Source organism: Pelomonas margarita (assembly GCF_043555875.1).
GTDB classification, from domain to species: Bacteria; Pseudomonadota; Gammaproteobacteria; order Burkholderiales; family Burkholderiaceae_C; genus Pelomonas; species Pelomonas margarita.
In genome coordinates this window covers 161,594-179,382 of record NZ_JBIGHW010000008.1, presented here as the reverse complement: position 1 = coordinate 179,382, position 17,789 = coordinate 161,594, and the positions used below count along the sequence as shown (strand labels likewise).

At 72.0% G+C, this 17,789-nt stretch carries 5 protein-coding genes; all 5 read left to right on the top strand.

Annotation, left to right across the window (positions count from 1 at the left end; all coding sequences use genetic code 11):
- Nucleotides 1-111 precede the first annotated feature (111 nt).
- The 5 genes from ACG0Z3_RS15750 (at nucleotide 112) to ACG0Z3_RS15730 (ending at nucleotide 17,788) form a co-directional block, all read left to right on the top strand.
- A complete protein-coding gene (locus ACG0Z3_RS15750; protein WP_394399070.1) occupies nucleotides 112-849 on the top strand; it encodes a PEP-CTERM sorting domain-containing protein in 738 nt (245 codons plus the stop codon).
- Between the two features lie 112 nt (nucleotides 850-961).
- Nucleotides 962-2,419, top strand: a complete 1,458-nt coding sequence (locus tag ACG0Z3_RS15745; RefSeq protein ID WP_394399068.1) for a hypothetical protein — start codon at nucleotides 962-964, stop codon at nucleotides 2,417-2,419.
- Nucleotides 2,420-2,564: 145 nt separating this feature from the next.
- The gene (locus ACG0Z3_RS15740; RefSeq protein WP_394399066.1) at nucleotides 2,565-3,644 is read left to right on the top strand and encodes a PEP-CTERM sorting domain-containing protein; all 1,080 of its coding nucleotides are present in this window, start codon (nucleotides 2,565-2,567) and stop codon (nucleotides 3,642-3,644) included.
- Nucleotides 3,645-3,735: 91 nt separating this feature from the next.
- The gene (locus ACG0Z3_RS15735; RefSeq protein WP_394399064.1) at nucleotides 3,736-5,397 is read left to right on the top strand and encodes a ShlB/FhaC/HecB family hemolysin secretion/activation protein; all 1,662 of its coding nucleotides are present in this window, start codon (nucleotides 3,736-3,738) and stop codon (nucleotides 5,395-5,397) included.
- Between the two features lie 7 nt (nucleotides 5,398-5,404).
- Nucleotides 5,405-17,788: a filamentous haemagglutinin family protein gene (locus ACG0Z3_RS15730; RefSeq protein WP_394399062.1), complete on the top strand. Its 12,384-nt coding sequence runs from the start codon at nucleotides 5,405-5,407 to the stop codon at nucleotides 17,786-17,788.
- Nucleotide 17,789: the final 1 nt, after the last annotated feature.

Below are 17,789 nucleotides of genomic sequence, written 5' to 3'. Positions count from 1 at the left end.
CCAAGGCCACCGCCGATTGCACGCATGCAATCCAGGGGAGGCAGCCAGGCGTGACGACCCCCAGCCATGCCGGCGGGGAGGTCTTAACACCACTGTCTACGGAGTATCTCCATGAAGCTCAAGTCTCTTGCCCTGGCCGCACTGGCCGCTGTTTCGGCGCCTTCTTTTGCTGACATCAACGTCGGCGGCAACCTGGGTGAAGGTGAATACGTGCTGCTGGTTCGCAACTCGGCCGGCTCCTACGCCCAAGACCTGGGCATGACCACGGACGCCATCGCCTCGATGGCCAAGGGCACCTCGTTCTCGCTGGCCGTCAACAGCACCGAATGGAGCAAGTTCGTCGGCTTCGGCGGCACCGACACCGAGTGGGCCATCATCGCCGTGCAACCCCTGGGCTTCGGTTTCGAACCCGGTGAAATCAACGCCTGGACCACGGTCAACACGAACCAGGCACTTGGCTCGCTCTGGAACATCAATTCCAACAACGCCACCGAGCAGATGGCCTCCCACTTCGTGGACATCAACACGCAAACCGGCGGCGTCGCCAATGGCAGCCGGGCAACGGCCGTCAGCACGCTGGCCTACACGGGCCCTGAGTACCTGAGCTTCCTCGGCCAGTTCAGCATCGGCAATGCCGTCGGCACGACGTCGTCCATGGTCTACCTGACGCCGTCCAGCGACGAGAGCACGGCCTTTGCGAAGTACGACATCCTGACCACCACGGCCAGCTTCGACGGCAACGCCGTGACCATCGCTGCCGCACCGGTTCCGGAACCCAGCACCTACGCCATGCTGGCCGCCGGCCTGGCCGCCATCGGCTTCGTGGCCCGCCGCCGCAAGTCCGCCTGATCGCGTTGCCGGGCGCCGTCCCGGCAAGCCCTGATCTCTTGCCAGTCACTGCCCGCCGCCCTTTCGGGGGTGGCGTGGCCTAGCTCACCCCGAATCGGCTGAAAGTCCTCCCATGAAGCTCCGCTCCTCCCTGATCGCCCTGGCCTGCCTGGCCTCGTTCGGCGCTGCCAATGCCCTGACTCCCGCCCAAGTGATCGCCGAGCGCGACGCGGGCACGCTGAAGGAAGTCCGCCTGGCCGGTGCCTCGGCACTGCGCCTGATGGTTGGCGCGTACATCCAGTCCGAGCTGGCTGATGCCGCCACCTTCGACGTGTATTACGACTCCGCCACCGGTGGCAACCACCGCGCCTATGCCTTCCGCACCAAGGTCGCTATCGGCACCTGGCCGGTCGGCACGCCGGTGCTGATCACCAAGCGTGATGCCGGCGGCTCTGGCCAGGGCGTCACGCCGCTGCTGAATGGCGGCGACGCCACGCAAGCGCACATGCTGGTGAGCGCCGGCTGCACGGCCACCGCCAATGTCTCGCCGGCCTCCGACATCGCCAAGCCCACCTTCATCTGCGGCACCACGACGAGCGCCCTGGCCCACGCCGGCATCTCCGATGTCGAGCCGGCCCTGCTGCAGGCGCCCATCCACGGCGGCACCAACCTCAACACCACGGGCCTCGATGCAGCCGGCTTCGTGCAGAACATCTTTGCCGTTGCCGTCAACAAGAAGCTGTATCTGTCGCTGCAGAAGGCCCAGGGGCTGGTGGACGCCAGCGCCACCGTCGTCGACGAGTCCGAAGCCAAGCAGCCCAGCCTGCCCAAGAGCTTCGTCGCAGGCGCGCTGACCAGCCAACTGCTGGGCAGCTCCTCCACCAAGAAGGGCTGGAACCTGCTGATCCCGGCCACCGTGGACAGCAACATCGACAACAAGCGCATCAACGTCTGCCGCCGGGTACCCACCTCCGGCACGCAAGCGGCGTCCAACATGTTCTTCGCCAACACCCCCTGCGGTGGCGCTGCCGGCGGCTATACGCCTGCGGCCGGCACCACGACGGCCGTGCCCTCCGTGCTGGGCAACCTGACCGTGCAACAGGGCAGCAGCAGCAGCAACGTCGAGGGCTGCCTGGCCACCACGGACGGTCTGGCCGACAGCACCGGCGGCGGCTATGCATTCGGCGTGCTGGGCCGCGAGAACAACCCCCTGCCCAAGGATGCCAACGGCAACCTGATCCAGGACAAGGGCTATCGCTTCGTCAAGCTCAGCGGTGCCACGCCGTCGCGCGCTGCCGTGATCATGGGCGAGTACGACTTCGTCGTCGAATCCACCATGCAGTGGGCCAAGCCGGGCTTCGCCAACGCACCCACGGCCGAGCAGCTGGCGCTGCTGACCAAGATGCGTACCGAGATGGGCAAGGCTTCCGTGCTGCAACGCCTGGATGCCGACCTGCAGAACGGCCTGGTCGCCCCGCCGTCGACCTTCACCGGCGCCTGGGCCAACCTGGACGCGCTGACCCGCAGCTACACCTCGCACACCGCCCGCAACAGTGGCAACAGCTGCTCGCCGGTGCGCATGACCAAGTAAGCAGCGCATCGACTGGCCGCACGGGCACGTCTCCGTGCGGCCTTCGCGCCCCGCGCCTGCCGGGGCGTTTTCGCCATGCGGGCCGCCCGCGCACGCATGGCCAAGACGGCACCCCGCCCTCAACGACAGCCCGATGAAGAGCAGCATGAACACCCTGATGAAGTCGATCAGCCCACGCCACCAGGCAAAGGCCGTGCTGGCCGCAGCACTCGCCCTGGCCGCCGCCGGCAGCCCGGCCGCCGTCCGTGTCGGTGACTCAAGCGCCGAGGGCGTGGCCGCCGGCAACACGCCCGAACTCATGCTGTTCATCTGGGACCCGATCAAGGAAATTTCCTACACCAAGGACCTGGGCATCACGGTCTACGGCGAGAACTACGCAGCCGGTGATGCGGCCACCAATCTGTTCGTCTATGGCCAGCAGAACGCCGGCTATCAGAAGCTGTTCGATCCGCTGAACACGGACGCCAAGTTCCAGAGCTTCCTGAGTGTGTCCACCGACATTGCCAACCAGATGTGGGCCATCCTGGCCGTGTCGAGCGACCCCAGTGGCATCGGCGCGGGCTCGCGGGCGATGTACGCCACGATCAACCACGCCACGGCTTCGGGCACCACCGACCCCGAGTACACCCGGCTGATCACCCTCGACCAGCTGCAGTTCGGCACCGCCGAGGGCAGCCTCGAAAGCGGGTTCGCCAACATCAGCACCTTGTGCGGCACGGCAACCTGCAGCGTCGACTACGCAGCCAACGAATCGGGTCTGGCGAAGAAGGGCGAACTGGCCTACGCCGCAGACTCGTTCGGCCCCGACGGCAACCTCCTCGGTGCAATGGCGTCCCCCAGCGTGTTCAACAAGATCAACCAGTCGTCGTGGTTCTACAAGCTGACAATGCGCAGCGACGACAGCTCGGAGCCCATCCTCGTCGACGAGTTCGACAACGACGCCAACGACGCCTTCTGGGGCCTCGGGGTAGACAGCGCGGGCAACTACATCCTCAGCTACACGCTGGCCGCCAAGATCACGCCGGTCGCCACGTTCGAGGGCCAGCAGAACCGCCTGCGCACCGACTTCACCGCCCATTACGGCGCCATCCGCTTCATCGATGTGCCGGCCGGTGACACGCTGAGCCTGGGCAGCAGCATCAGCCCCGTGCCGGAGCCCGCTACCTGGGGCCTGATGGGCCTGGGCCTGGCCGTGCTGGCCGCCCGCGCTCGCCGCCGCGCCTGAGGACACGAACCGGCCGTCTGCGGTGACACACCACCGCTGACGGCCGCTGTTTTTTCACGACCGCTTCACCCGCCCTCGGGACACTCATTCCATGGACGCCGGACTGACGCGCGCCCCGCTGCGGGCGCGCTGGTTTCTTTTGCTGACTGCCCTCGCCTGCTGGCTGTTCGCCCAGGCGCTACCGGCGCTCGCACAGGTGCAACCGCAGGCCCTGCAGTTCGACATCCTGGAGTTCGAGGTCGAAGGCAACACGCGCCTCAAACCCACACAGGTGGAAGCGGCCGTCATGCCCTTCATGGGCGAGAAGCGCGACATGGCCGCCATCGAGAGCGCACGCGCCGCGCTGGAGAAGGCCTACCAGGGCGCGGGCTACCTGACCGTGTTCGTCGATGTGCCCGAGCAGCGCATCGACGGCGGCGTGGTACGCCTGGTGGTGCTGGAAGGGCGCGTGGACAAGCTCTACGTGACCGGCTCGCGCTACTTCGACCAGGGCCGCATTCGCGCCGTCGCCACCGAACTGGCCGAGGGCACCGTACCCAACTTCAACGTCGTGCAGCAGCAGATCGCCGCGCTGTCGCAAACGCCCGAGCGCCGTGTGCAGCCGGTGCTGCGGCCGGGCCGCGAGCCCGGCACCGTGGAGGCCGAACTCAAGGTCAGCGACAAGCTGCCGCTGGGTGGCAGCGTGGAGCTGAACAACGCCGCAGCCACCGGCACCGAGGCTCTGCGCGCCGCCATCAATCTGCACTACGACAACCTGTTCCAGCGCGAGCACTCGCTGTCTCTGACGGCCCTCACCGCGCCCATGCAGCCCAGCCAGTCGCAGGTGCTGGTGCTGAACTACCTCGTGCCCCTGGGCGATGGCGACTCGCTGAGCGTCAGCGCCGTCAACTCCAGCAGCGACATCGACAGCCTGGGCGGCACCCGCGTGCTGGGCAGGGGCACGACGCTGGGGCTGCGCTACGGCGTCAACCGCGTCGCCAGCAACGCAGCGCACGGGCTGTCGCTGGGCTTTGACCTGAAGAACCTGACCGAAGACGTGCAGACCAGCGCCGGCACCATCGGCTCTCCTTTGCGATATGCGCCGCTCCAGGCGGCCTACAACGGCAGCTGGTGGGGCGCTTGGGGCCAGCAGCAGCTCAATGCCAGCGCCACATTCGGCCTGCGGCCCGTGTGGCGGCAGACGCGCCGTGACTGCCAGCTGGCCGACGGCAGCTTTGGCATCGCTGACCAGTTCGCCTGCAAGCGCCGCGGCGCGGATGGCGGCTTCACCACCCTCAAGCTCGACTGGCGCGGCAGCACGCGCATGGGCCCGACCGAATGGGCGCTGCGCGTGGCGGGCCAGATCGCCAGCCAGCCGCTGGTCAGCGCCGAGCAGTTCGCCGTGGGCGGGGCCGACTCGGTGCGGGGCTATGCCGAGTCCGCCGCCTCGGCTGACTACGGCGTGCTGGCCTCGCTGGAGCTGCGCAGCCGCAACCTCGCACCGGCGCTGCTGAAGGCTTTCGACGGTGCACCGCTGCCGCCCTTCACCGAGCTGGTGGTGTTCGGCTTCAGCGATGTGGCCCGCGTGACGCTGATCGAGCCCGAGCCAGGCCAGCCCCACCGCAGCACGCTGCTGGGCACCGGCCTGGGCCTGCGGCTGGGCCTGCAGCCCGGCCTGAGCCTGGCGCTGGACTGGGCGCGCCGCCACCGTGATGTTGCGGGCCGCAGCCTGCCCACCGAGCGCGTGCACATGCGCGCCGCCCTGCGTTTCTGAGCCCGCCATGTCCAAGCCCGCCTTGCCCAAGACCGCCCTGCTGCTGAGCCCGCTCGTGGCGGCCCTGGCCGCCAGCCTGCCCTTGGTCGCCCTGGCTCAGGCGCCCGTGGCGGCGCCACCGCCGCCGCCGTTCAAGGTGCCGCAACCGGCCGTGGGCTGGCGCGTCTATGGCGCGGGCACGGCCGCGCCGGTGGAAACGGCCAATGCGCGTGGCGGTGTGGACATGACGATCGGCCAGACCAGCCAGCGCGCCATCTACAAGTGGGACAGCTTCCACATCGACACGGACAGCTCGGTCACCTTCGACATGGCGTTGCCGGGCTCCAGCGCGCTGAACCGCATTGGCGGCGTCAGCCCCAGCCTGATCCTCGGCCAGCTCAAGGCCACCAACGGCGGCGAGATCCTGCTCTACAACCGCAACGGCATCCTTTTCGGCAAGGATGCCCGCGTGGACGTGGGCGCGCTGCTGGCCACCACGCTCGCACCCAAGGACGCGGACTACGCTAACGGCTTCGTCACCAACATCACAGGCGCAGCCGCCGCGCTGCGCTACGACGGCACGGCGGCCGACTACGTCGACGCGAAGAACTTCATCCGCGTGGAGCCGGGCGCACAGATCGTCACTGGCGAAGGCGGCCGCATTCAGCTCTACGCCAAGCGCGTGGAGAACGCCGGCACACTGACCTCCCCCGGCGGCCAGGTCGTGCTGGGCGCGGGCGCCGAGGTCTTCTACAAGCTGCCGACCACCGAGCCGCTGTATGCGTCCGAGGCCAACCCCAACGTGCCCGCGCTGCGCGGCCTGCTCGTCGAAGTGGGTCGGGGCGACCTGGCCACAGGTGACGGCAAGGTGGAGAACACCGGCAGCATCAGCGTGCCGCGCGGCAACGCCACGCTGGTGGGCCTGGCCGTCAACCAGGCCGGCCGCGTGAGCGCAACGACCAGCGTGTCGCAGAACGGCTCCATCCTGCTGCTGGCCCAAGGCGATGCGCAGGGTGACAAGGTCGTCAGCGACCCCTTCTACAAGCGCGCCACGCGCAGCGGCACGCTGACGCTGGCCACCGGCAGCGTCACCGAGATCACCCCCGACAACGCCGGTGCCGACGGCAAGCCGCTGACCAGCGACGACAACGCCACCTTCACCCGCTCGCGGCTGGACCTGGCCGGCGGCAGCATCACGCTCGCCGAGGGCGCCCACGTCGTGGCCCCTGGCGCCGTGGCCGAGTTGCGCGCGCTGGACACGCCCCACCCCTTCGGCGGCCTGGTCACCAGCAACCCACTGACGGCCACCGGCGGGCGCATCGTCATCGACGCCAATGCCCGCATCGACGTCTCCGGCACGACCGACACCACGGTCAGCGTCGCGCGCGAGTTCGTCACCACCGAGTTGCTGGGCAGCAACGATTTGAAGGACGCGCCACTGCAGAAGGACGGCCTGCTGTTTCGCAACAAGGTCACGCTGGACATCCGCCAGGCCTCGCCCATCCTGGGTGACCTCGCCAACTACCGCGCGGCCCAGCAGCGCAGCGCCAGCGAACGTCTGGCCAGCGGCGGCTCGCTGAAGCTGGTGGCCGGTGAGGCCGTCGTCACGCATGCCAGCGCGCGCCTGGATGTCTCGGGCGGCCAGGTGAACTACACGGCCGCCCAGGTGGCGCCCACGCAGCTCTACGCCAGCAACGGCCGCGCCTACACGCTGAACGACGCGCCCAAGGACCTGCTCTACACCGGCATCGTCAACGCCAGCACGGCCAAGGCCAGCTACGACCGCTGGGGCGTGCGACCCAGCTACGGCCTCGTCAGCCCGTCTCGGCTGGAGCCGGGCTACGTCACCGGCCAGAGCGGCGGCAGCCTCAGCATCGTCGCGCCCCGTCTGGTGCTGGACGGTCAACTGAGCGGCAGCGTCACGCAGGGTGTGCGCCAGCTCGCCGGCCTGGATGCGGCCGCAGCAGCAGCCAAATTGGCGCTGGGTGCGGCCACCCACGTCAATGTGTTCGGCACCGCCACCTACGCCGGCCCGGTGCTGCGCGACTTCCGGCTGCGCAGCAGCGGCAACGCACTGGACGACAGCCGCTGGTCCCTGCTGCGCGGCGATGCCGCCGGAGCGGCCACGGCGCTGGACGGTCTCGCCTCCGGCCTGTCGCTGGCCGGCCTGGCCGCGTCGGGCTTCAACGATGTCAGCGTCTCCGCCGTAGGCGATGTGGTGCTGGCGGACACGCTCCAGCTGGGCACGCGCGGCGCGGTGCAACTGCAATCCAGCAGCGGCACCGTCAGTGCAGAGGCCGACATTCGCAGCACCGCCGGCAGCATCACGCTGCGCAGCGGCGCGGGCGATGTGCGTGTGACCGACGGCGTGCGGCTGGACGCCTCGGGCCGCTGGGTCAACGCCGCGCTGGACGCCACGCTGACCGACGCCGCCCGCCCCGCCGCCACGGCCGGCGGCAGCGTCACGCTGCAGGCCGGCAGCAACCTGCAGCTCGGCGCAGCAACGGTGCTGGACGTGTCCAGCGGCGCGCTGATGACCGGTGCGCAGGCGATTGGCAGCTGCAAGGCAAACACTTTGTGCGGCGGCACGGCCGGCGCGCTGACGCTGCGCGGCGGCGCGTCCGTGTCGGCGCTGGACGAGGTCAGCCTGCGCGGCCATGGCGTGGCCCAGGGCGGCAAGTTCACGCTCGCCGCGCCGCAGATCCGCGTCGGCACCGCTGCCGACGCCGCCGGTGCGCTAATGCTCGCCGCTGACTTCTTCAACCGCGGCGGCTTCCAGACCTACGCGCTGGACGGGCGCGACCTGCTGAGCGTCGAGGGCGGCACGCAGATGGCGCCGCGCCTGCAGCTGTGGCAGGCCGATGGCGCCACGCGCAACCGCGCCACCGGCACGGCCATGGACACGGCGTTCTCGCTGGTCGCGCCGCCCCGCAGCTACCCGCAACCCATCGACGTCACGCTCAGCGCCAGCGGCATCACGGCAGACCAGCCGGCCGGTCGGCTGCTGTTCGGCGCGGGCGCCTCGCTGTCGCTGGACGCCGGCGCCAAGGTGCAGCTGTCGGCCCGCCAGCAGCTGCGCCTGGACGGCAGCATCTCCGCGCCGGCGGGCCAAGTCAGCCTGAGCCTCGCCACGGGCGAGGACTCGCGCTACTTTCCGCTGCAGCGCCACCTGTGGCTGGGCGCCAGCAGCCGCATCGACGTGGCCGGCATCACCCAGACCCTGCCCAGCACCGACGGCCTGCTGAGCGGCCGCGTGCTGGCGGGCGGCAGCGTCAGCCTGAACACCGGCGCCACGGCGCAGAGCTACGCCACCAGCCTCATCGTGCAGCAGGGGGCCGAGATCGACATCCGCGGCACCAGCGGCAGCGTCGACGTGCGCGAAACCACGTCGGCCGGCGACCGCATCACGCGCCAGACACTGGCCAGCAACGCCGGCTCCCTGAGCGTGAACGCCAACGGCGACCTGCTGCTGGAAGGCGCGCTGCGCGCCGCCGGCGGCGGCACCGGCGCGGCCGGCGGCCGACTGAGCATCAACCTGGAGGCCGGCCTCACCGACACCGTTCGCCTGCCGGCCGTGCGCGACCTGCTGCTGGCCGCCGATAGCGGCTCCCTCAGCACCACGCTGACGCCCGACACGCTGGGCAGCGCCGGTACCTTGCGCGGGGTGGCCCGCGTGGACGCGCCGTGGATCACACGATCGGGCGTCACCGAGCTGACGCTGGCCTCGCGCGAACGCCTGCTGATCGACGCCGCCACGTCGCTGGACATCGCGGGCGCGCTGCGCCTGGACGCGCCCGTGCTGGCCGTGCAGCCCAGCGCACTGCCCAGCAGCAGCACGCTGTCGGCCACCTACCTGAGCTGGGTCAATGGCCGTACAGCGCTGGAGTTCGGCCAACTTCAGCGGGAAGCCTTCACTGCCAGCGCCGGCAGCGCCACGCTCACGCTGGCCGCCCGCCAGCGGCTGGACGTCAGCGGCAAGGTGCTCAGCCAGGGCGTGGGCCAGCTCAACCTGCTCAGCGCCGGCGACCTGCTGCTGCAAAAGCCCAGTGCCGAAGTGGCCGGCGACGGCCGCCTCAACACGGCCGGCGACCTGCGTCTGAGCGCCGCGCAGATTTTCCCGGCCAGCGACACTGGCTTCGTCATCGCCGCGCCCGGCCGCCAGATCAGCATCGACAGCCCGGCCAGCGCCGACGGCAAAGCGCCCGACCTGCCCTTCAGCGCCGGCGGCCGCCTGACCCTGCAGGCCGCCAGCATCCGCCAGGGTGGTCGGCTGCGCGCGCCCGAGGGCAGCCTCACGCTGGACGCCAGCGACAGCATCGCGCTGCTGGACGGCAGCGAGACCTCCGTCAGCGCCGGTGGCCGCAGCCTGCTGTTCGGCAGCTGGAACGGCGAGCGCTGGAGCGGCCCCGGCAGCAAGTCCGGCGACATCCTCAGCGCCACCCCGGCCAAGGCCATCACGCTGCAGGCGCCCACCATCACCAGCGCCGCCGGCGCCAGCATGGATCTCAGCGGCGGCGGCCAGCTGCTGGGCTGGCAGTTCGTCGCCGGCCCAGGCGGCTCGACCGACATCTTCAGCGCCGCCAACGGCAGCTACGCGCTGGTGCCCAGCGTGCGCAGCACCGGCGCCGCCGACAACAGCCTGCCCAACCTGCCGGCGCTGGGCCGCAGCATCGACTTCGGCAGCACCGGCGTCACGCTGGCCGACGGCACGCAGCTGATCGGCACCTACACATTGCTGCCCGCCCGCTATGCAGCGCTGGACGGCGCCGTACTGGTGCGCCCCATCGCGCTCAAGCGCAGCGACGACAGCGCGCTGGTGCTGGCCCAAGGCCAGAGTCAGGTGCGCGATGACGGCAGCCTCGTCGTCGGCGCACGGCTCAGCACCGCCGGCACGACGGTCACCGATGCACTGCCCAGCACCTGGCAGCTGCTCACCAGCAAGCAAGCGCGCCGCTACAGCGAAATCCGCCTCGCCTCTGCCGACGGCTTTTTCAGCGATCTCGCCACCCGCAACGACACCGCCACCCCGGCGCTGAACCGCGACGCCGGCGCACTGGTGGTGGCCGCTCAGCAGGCCGACCTGCGCAGCGCGCTGCGCGTGGCCGCCGGCAGCGGTGGCCAGGGCGGCAGCGCCTACTTCGCTGCCAGCGACATCCTGGTTGGCGAGGCGCCGGACAGTGCCGAAGGCCTGCGGCTCAGCATTGCGCAGCTCAACGCGCTGGGGGTCAACAAGCTCGTGCTCGGCGCCGTGCCGACCGACCTGCGCCAGCCCGGCGCGCTGGCCGTGCGCGCGCAGACGGTGAACGTCTACGACGAGACGACCCCGAGCGTGCCCGAGGGCACACCGAAGCCGCCGCGAGCCCTGACTGCGGCCAACCTGCTGCTCACGGCGCGCGAGACGGTCGCGGTCCAAGCCGGCGCACAACTGCAGGCCACCGACACCACGGCGGCGACACAGTGGACGCTGCAGGGCGACGGCGCGGCCGTGCTGCTCAGCGCCAACGCTGGCAGCAGCCTGACGCGCCAAGGGGCCGAGCTGAAGACGGGCACGCTGCAGGTGGCGGGTAACGCCTCGCTGCAGGCGAGCACCGGCCGCGTGCAGCTGGACGCCACCGGCAGCGCCGCGATTGCCAACCAGGCCACGCTCACGGCCGCCGCCTTCGGCCTGGGTGCGCCGCGCCTGCAGCTGGGCGGCAGCCCCGCGGACGGCAGCCTGCAGCTGGCCGGCCCGCTGCTCCAGCAGCTCGCCACGGCCGATGAGCTGCTGCTGCGCAGCTACGCCACGCTCGATTTCGCCGGCAACGCCAGCCTGGGCAGCACCACGCTAAGGCAGCTGACGCTGGATGCCCCCGCCCTGCGCGTGCAGACCGCGGGTGACGCCGCCGCGGTGAGCGCCCAGACCCTGGTGCTCACCAACACCACCGGCCGCAGCCCTGATGCCGCGGCCGCCGCTGCGCCCGCTGCCGGCACGCTCGCAATGACCGCCGCCGGCCAGCTGCGCCTGGCCGAAGGCAGCCAGGCCTGGCAGGCCGCCAGCACCACGCTGACGGCGTCGCAAGGCATCGCACTGGGCGGCAACAGCCAGCTCACGGTGCAGGGCAGCCTCAGCGCCAACACGCCCGCCATCAGCGCCCGCGCGGGCGTGACGGCACCCGCCGACAGCCGCTGGACCGTGGCCGGAGCACTCGCGCTCAGCCAGCCAGCGGAGCCCACCAGCGCCAGCATCACGGCCGGCACCGCCGCCAAGCTGGCGCTGTCAGCCGCCAGCATGGCCGTCAACACCGACCTGCTGCTGCCGGCCGGCCAGCTGAGTCTGGCCAGCCAGGGCGACCTCAGCATCAAAGGGGGCACCCTCAGCGTGGCCGGCAGCCGCCAGACGCTGGGCAGCGGCGCCAACGCCGTGCCCGTGGACCTCGCCGCCGGCCGCCTCAGCCTCAGCACGGCCAACGGCCTGCTGACGGTGGGCAGCGGCGCCACCCTGGACGTCAGCGCCGCCGGCAGCGGCGACGCCGGCCACCTCAGCCTGGCCGCCCCACAAGGCGAGCTGCTGCTCGGCGGCACGCTCAAGGCCGGCGGCCAGGGCAGCACGCTCGCCAGCCTCCACCTGGACGCCGCCACGCTGCCCAGCGCCGACAAGCTGGGCACGCTGATCGCTGCGGCCGGGCCGCAGGCCTTCCAGCAGCAGATCACGCTGCGCCAGCGCCGCGGCGACCTCGTGCTGAAAGCCGGCAGCGCGCTGCGCGCCCGCACGCTGGACATCAGCGCCGACGCGGGCGCGCTCAGCCTCAGCGGCCAGCTCACGGCCCTGGCCAGCGCTGACAGCGGAGGCCAGATGCAACTCAGCGCCCGTGACGCCCTCGTCATCACCGACGGCGCGCAGCTGACGGCACAGAGCGCCGGCACCGCCACCGACCTGGACGCCCCCCGCATCGCACTCAACAGTGCCGAAGGCCGGCTGAGCCTGCAAGGCGGCAGCATCGACGCCGGCGGCGGCACGCTGGCCCTGCGCGCCCAGCGCGACGAGGACACGCACGACGTTCGCATCGACCCGCTGCGCACCCGCGTGCAGCAGGCCGCGGCCATCGACATCGAGGCCGTCAAGCGCTACGACAACATCACCGACCTTGTGGACGGTGTTGTCCCGGCGCCCGTGCCCGTGCCCGCGCCAACTCCGGCACCCACGCCATCGCCATCGCCATCGCCATCGCCATCGCCATCGCCTTCACCGGCGCCGACACCCGCACCAACACCTGCTCCCACGCCAACACCGGCACCGGTGCCAACCCCAGCGCCCACGCCGTCACCAACGCCCGCGCCGACCCCGGCGCCATCACCGACGCCTTCGCCCAGCCCCGCCCCGGCGCCCGGCCCGGTACCCACCACACCGGCCGACGGCAATGGCGCCAGCACCGGCACAACCAAGCCGCCCGCGCCGCCGCTGCCGCCCGCGCCCGCGCCGGTGCCCACGACGCCGGCTGACGGCAACGGCCCTACGACTGGCAACACCCAACCGCCGGCGCCCCCCGTGGTGCCCGGCCCCATACCCGCTCCGGCGCCGACACCCGCGCCCGCACCGACACCGAGTCCCACGCCATCACCGGCACCAGCGCCTGCGCCGGTACCTGCCCCTGCGCCCGAACCAGCGCCGTCACCGGCCCCCGCACCAGTACCCGCGCCCTCGCCCGCGCCGGCACCCAGCCCGGCACCGACACCTGCGCCAACGCCTGCACCTGGCCCGGCACCCACGACGCCGGCCGACGGCAACGGCCCCACGACCGGCAACACCCAGCCGCCGGCGCCCCCCGTGGTGCCCGGCCCGGCGCCGGCTCCAGCTCCAGCTCCAGCTCCAGCTCCAGCTCCAGCTCCAGCTCCAGCTCCAGCTCCAGCTCCAGCTCCAGCTCCAGCACCGGCTCCAGCACCGGCACCCGTGCCGGCACCGGCACCGGCACCGGCACCGGCACCGGCACCTGCCCCCTCGCCCACGCCTCCAGCCGACGGCAACGGCCCGACCACCGGTGGCACCCAGCCACCCGCACCGCCAGTGGCTCCGACGCCTGCACCAACGCCAGCACCGGTACCCGCCCCTGCACCAACACCGGCGCCTGCACCGGAGCCGGCACCCACGCCCGCACCGGTGCCAACACCTGCGCCAACGCCGGCACCCGTGCCTTCGCCCGCACCAGCCCCGGTCCCGTCACCAGCACCGGCACCCGAACCAGCCCCCACGCCCGCACCCGCGCCATCGCCGGCTCCTGCACCCACGCCGGCGCCGGTGCCCTCACCGGCACCGACTCCCGCGCCAACACCGGCCCCCGCACCCGCACCCGCGCCGGTGCCCCCGAGCCCTGCGCCGTCACCGACGTCGCCGTCCGATGGCAATGGCCCGACCACCGGCGGCACCCAGCCGCCACTGCCACCGCTGACGCAGGCCCCGCTGCCTGCGCCCGCCCCCGCACCGACACCGGCGCCCACCGGCCCGTCCGCCGGCAACGGGCCGACGACCGGCGACGTGCAGCCGCCCAGCCCACCGCAGCCTGCCTCCGCACAAGGCAGCCGCGCATTCGCGCTCGCCGTCACGGCCGATGCGAGCGCCGTGTCCGACGGCAATGGCCCCACCACCGGCAACACGCAGCCGCCACCAGCGCCTACCGGCCCCAACGGCCCGGCACCCGCGCCTTCGCCGGCACCCAGCCCCACGCCTGCGCCCACGCCGGCCCCAGCCCCCACACCCACCCCGGCACCGGCCGGGCACCTCGGCCTGGGCCGCGTGCTGCTGGACAACGACGCCTTCATGGGCGTGGGCCAGCAGACGGCCGAAGCCATCGCCACGCGCCTGAGCGCCGAGCAGGCCGACCTGCTGCCCACACTGCGCGTGCGTGCCGGCGTAGAGGTGCGCGCCAGCAATGACCTGCGCCTGAGCGCCGACTGGCGGCTACCCACGCTCACCGCGGCCCAGCAGGCGGCCGCGCCCCATGCCGCCGAGGCCGCACTGACACTGCGCACCGCTGGCAACGTCCAGCTGCAGGCCACCCTGAGCACGGGCCTGCGTGAGTCGCCGGTGACCGCCGACACATGGGTAGGCACCTCGGCCCGCGCCGGCGACCTGCGCATCGTGGCGGGCGCCGACCTGAACGCGGCCAACACGCTAGCGACCGTTACGGGCGTCGGCTCGATCGAGGTCGGCCACGACAGCCAGGCCGTGCAGCTGCGCAGCACCACCGGCAACATCACCCTCGCCGCCGGTCAGGACGTGAAGCTGCTGAACAGCAAGGCCAACATCGCAACGCTGGGCGTGCCGGTGGCCAGCCTGGCCACTGCAACTGCCACGGCCAGCGCCTCGGCGAGCCCGGCCGCGCAGGCGGGCCGCCTGGACGCCACGACCGACGCCACCGTGCCCGCCGAGGGCAATGGCGCAACGACCGGCAATGCCCAACCGCCGGCCGCGCCCACAGTGCCAGGCGAGGCCCCAACGCCCGCCCCAGCGCCCACACCGACACCAGCACCGGCGCCCCAACCTGCGCCCGCGCCGACGCCTGCGCCCGAACCGGCCCCGGCCGACCCGCTGCCCGCCACGGCACTGGACGCGCTGGCCGAGACGCTGGGCCCGGTGCTGGGCAGCTCGGGCCTGATGCCCTTCACCGAGCGCGGTGGCGCCATCCGCGTGCAGGCCGGTGGCGACGTGCTGGGCAGCGCGCTGGGTCAGGATCAGCGCTACATCACAGACTGGTACTGGCGTGCCAACAACAACGGCACGACGGCCTGGTTCGGCCGCGAGGACCGCTTCTCGCAAGGCCTGGCCACGCTGGGCGGCGGCAGCATCCATGTGCAGGCCGGCGGCACGGTGCAGCAGCTGCAGGCCGCCGCCATCAGCTCCGGTCTGGTGCTGGACGCCACCGGCGCCACCGCCACAGGCCTGCCTGCCGGGCTGCTGCAATTTGGCGGCGGCGGCCTCAGCGTGCAGGCGGGCGGCGATGTCGTCAGCGGCCAGTTCATGGGCTCGAGAGGTCTGGACCTGCGCGCCGGTGGCGCCATCCGTGCCGCCGAGGGCATCCCGGTCGGCCGCGAAGCCGGTGTGCAACTGCTCTACTTGGACGGCGCTGTGCGCGTGCAGGCGGCGGGCGATTTGGCGATTGCCAGCGCGCGCAACCTCTCCTTCGCCAGCCCCACCTACGACAACAACGAGGCGCTGGGCCAGAACGTCGTGACGCCGATGCTGGACCGTCGGGCGAGCCTGCTGCTGCAGAGCGCGGGCGGAGATGTGCAGTACGCCGGCGCGAGCCAGCCACTGTGGCAGGGCGTACGCGAGCTGCCCGGTGCCCAGGTGGTGCCAGTGGACCTGCGCCTGCTGGCGCCGCAGGGCAGCGTCATCGCCAACGGCCTGCAAACCTGGAGCCTGGCGGCTGACCCGAGCGCCGCCCGCACCTGGGTTGCCGCCGGCGATAGCGTCACGCTGAGCAGCCTGTCCGTGCAGTCGCTGACGGCGCCGCAGACCGCCAGCACGCAGGTTCAGACGCAGGCACTCAACCGCGTGACCGAGACGCTGCAGCAAGGCCTGCTGCTGGCCCGCGACGACGCCGGCCGCGCCGTGCTGGACACCAGCAATCGCGCGCCGGTGCAACTGCTGGCGCAGCAAGGCGACCTGGACCTGAGCAACGTCACCACGACGCGCCCACTAGCCGCCACGGCCGGCCGCGACCTGCGGGTATCCAACGTCAGCGTGCAGCACCAGCCAGCGGCCAGCGGCCAGGCCAGCGAGCTGAGCCAGCTGCAGGCTGGCCGCGACCTGCGCTTCGGCAACGGCCTGGGGCTGGAAGTGGCAGGCCCGGGCGACCTGCTGGTGCTCGCCGGTCGCGATGTGGACCTGTCCACCAGCACCGGCATCGTGTCGCGCGGCAACCTGTCCAACAGCGCGCTGCTGCCCGAGGGCGGCGCGCGCGTCACCGTGGTGGCCGGCCTAAGCGCCGACGGCGAGGACTACGCCCGGGCCAGCGCCGCCGGCTTCCAGGTGTTGGGCGCATCGGGCCTGGCAGGCAAGCTGGGCCAGGCCTGGGTGCTGCTGGGCGGCACAGGCACGGCGGCCGCGTTCAACGCTGCCACGCCAGGCGAACAGCTGGCGCTGCTGCGCCAGCGCCTGGGCAACGAGGCGCTGGACCGGCTGCTGGCAGAGCAGGTGCGCGCACAGCCGGCACGGCCGGATGCGGCCGAGCAGCGCCTGCGCCAGGCAGCGCTGATGGGCCTACCCATCGACGACGCCAAGGTCACCGAGGCACTCGCAAAGCAGACCAGCCTGCTGGAGCCGGCGTGGTCGGCCCTGAGCGATGCGGCGGCGCTGGCCCAGGCCCCGGCCTTGAGCAGCGCGCAGCAGTCGCTGCTGGTCAGCCGCGTGCTGATGGCCACGCTCGCCACGCAGCCGCTTGCACAGCGCAGCTCCGCACTGGCGCAACTGGCCGCCACGGCCGACATGGCCAAGCTGGGCGACTACGTGGCCTTGATGAGCGGCCAGCGCGGCAGTGACGCCGCTGACACGCTGCGCCGCTTCGAGGCGCTGCCGCTGGAGCGCCAGATCCCGTGGCTGAACCGCGTGCTGATGGGAGAGCTCAAGCGCGCCGGTCGCGCCGCCGCGGTGCTGGCGGGTGACGAACGCTGGGCGGCCTATGCGAGTGGCTATCAGGCCATCAACCTGCTGTTCCCGGTGGCGGACGCCGGCACGCTGGCGGCCCGCCCGGCCGCCCAGGTACGCATGCCCACCAGCCAGATCAAGACGCTGCAGAGCGCAGACATCACGCTGCTCAACCCGGGCGGCGGCGTGAACGCCGGCGAGGTGAGCGCCGGCAGCAAGGCGGCCACGGAGCTGGGCATCGTCACCGTCAACGGCGGCGACGTGTCGGCGGTGGTGGCGCAGAACTTCGACGTGAACCAGTCGCGCGTGTTCACCATCGGCCAGGGCAACCTGCTGATGTGGTCGTCGGCCGGCAACATCGACGCGGGACGAGGCGCCAAGACGGTGACCGGCGCCCCGGCGCCCGTGCTGCGCCTGGACGCCAACGGCAACCTGGTGTTCGACACCTCGGGCTCGTTCAGCGGCTCCGGCATCGCCGTGCTGTCTGCCGGCAACGACCTGGACCTGCAGGCCCCCACCGGCGAGATCAACGCCGGCGAGGCCGGCATCCGCTCCAAGGGCAATGCCTTCCTGGGCGCGGAGCGGCTGGTGAACGCGAACGACATCCAGGTGACCGGCGCCCGCACGGGCGCGACGGCCGAGGTGGCCGTCACCGTGCCCATCACCGTACCGACGACCCCGACTGGTGCCGCCCAGGCCGCCGCTGCAGCCGACGCCGACAAGGACAAGGACGAGCGCCGCCGCCGCCGGCGAAACCTGCTGCTGGAGTTCCTGGGCTTCGGCTCCTCCTGAT

Excerpts from the sequence above, each read along its gene's own strand:
- ACG0Z3_RS15730 (WP_394399062.1), top strand. The coding sequence starts at position 5,405 with ATGTCCAAGCCCGCCTTGCCCAAGACCGCCCTGCTGCTGAGCCCGCTC.
- ACG0Z3_RS15735 (WP_394399064.1), top strand. The coding sequence starts at position 3,736 with ATGGACGCCGGACTGACGCGCGCCCCGCTGCGGGCGCGCTGGTTTCTT.
- ACG0Z3_RS15750 (WP_394399070.1), top strand. The coding sequence starts at position 112 with ATGAAGCTCAAGTCTCTTGCCCTGGCCGCACTGGCCGCTGTTTCGGCG.
- ACG0Z3_RS15745 (WP_394399068.1), top strand. The coding sequence starts at position 962 with ATGAAGCTCCGCTCCTCCCTGATCGCCCTGGCCTGCCTGGCCTCGTTC.
- ACG0Z3_RS15740 (WP_394399066.1), top strand. The coding sequence starts at position 2,565 with ATGAACACCCTGATGAAGTCGATCAGCCCACGCCACCAGGCAAAGGCC.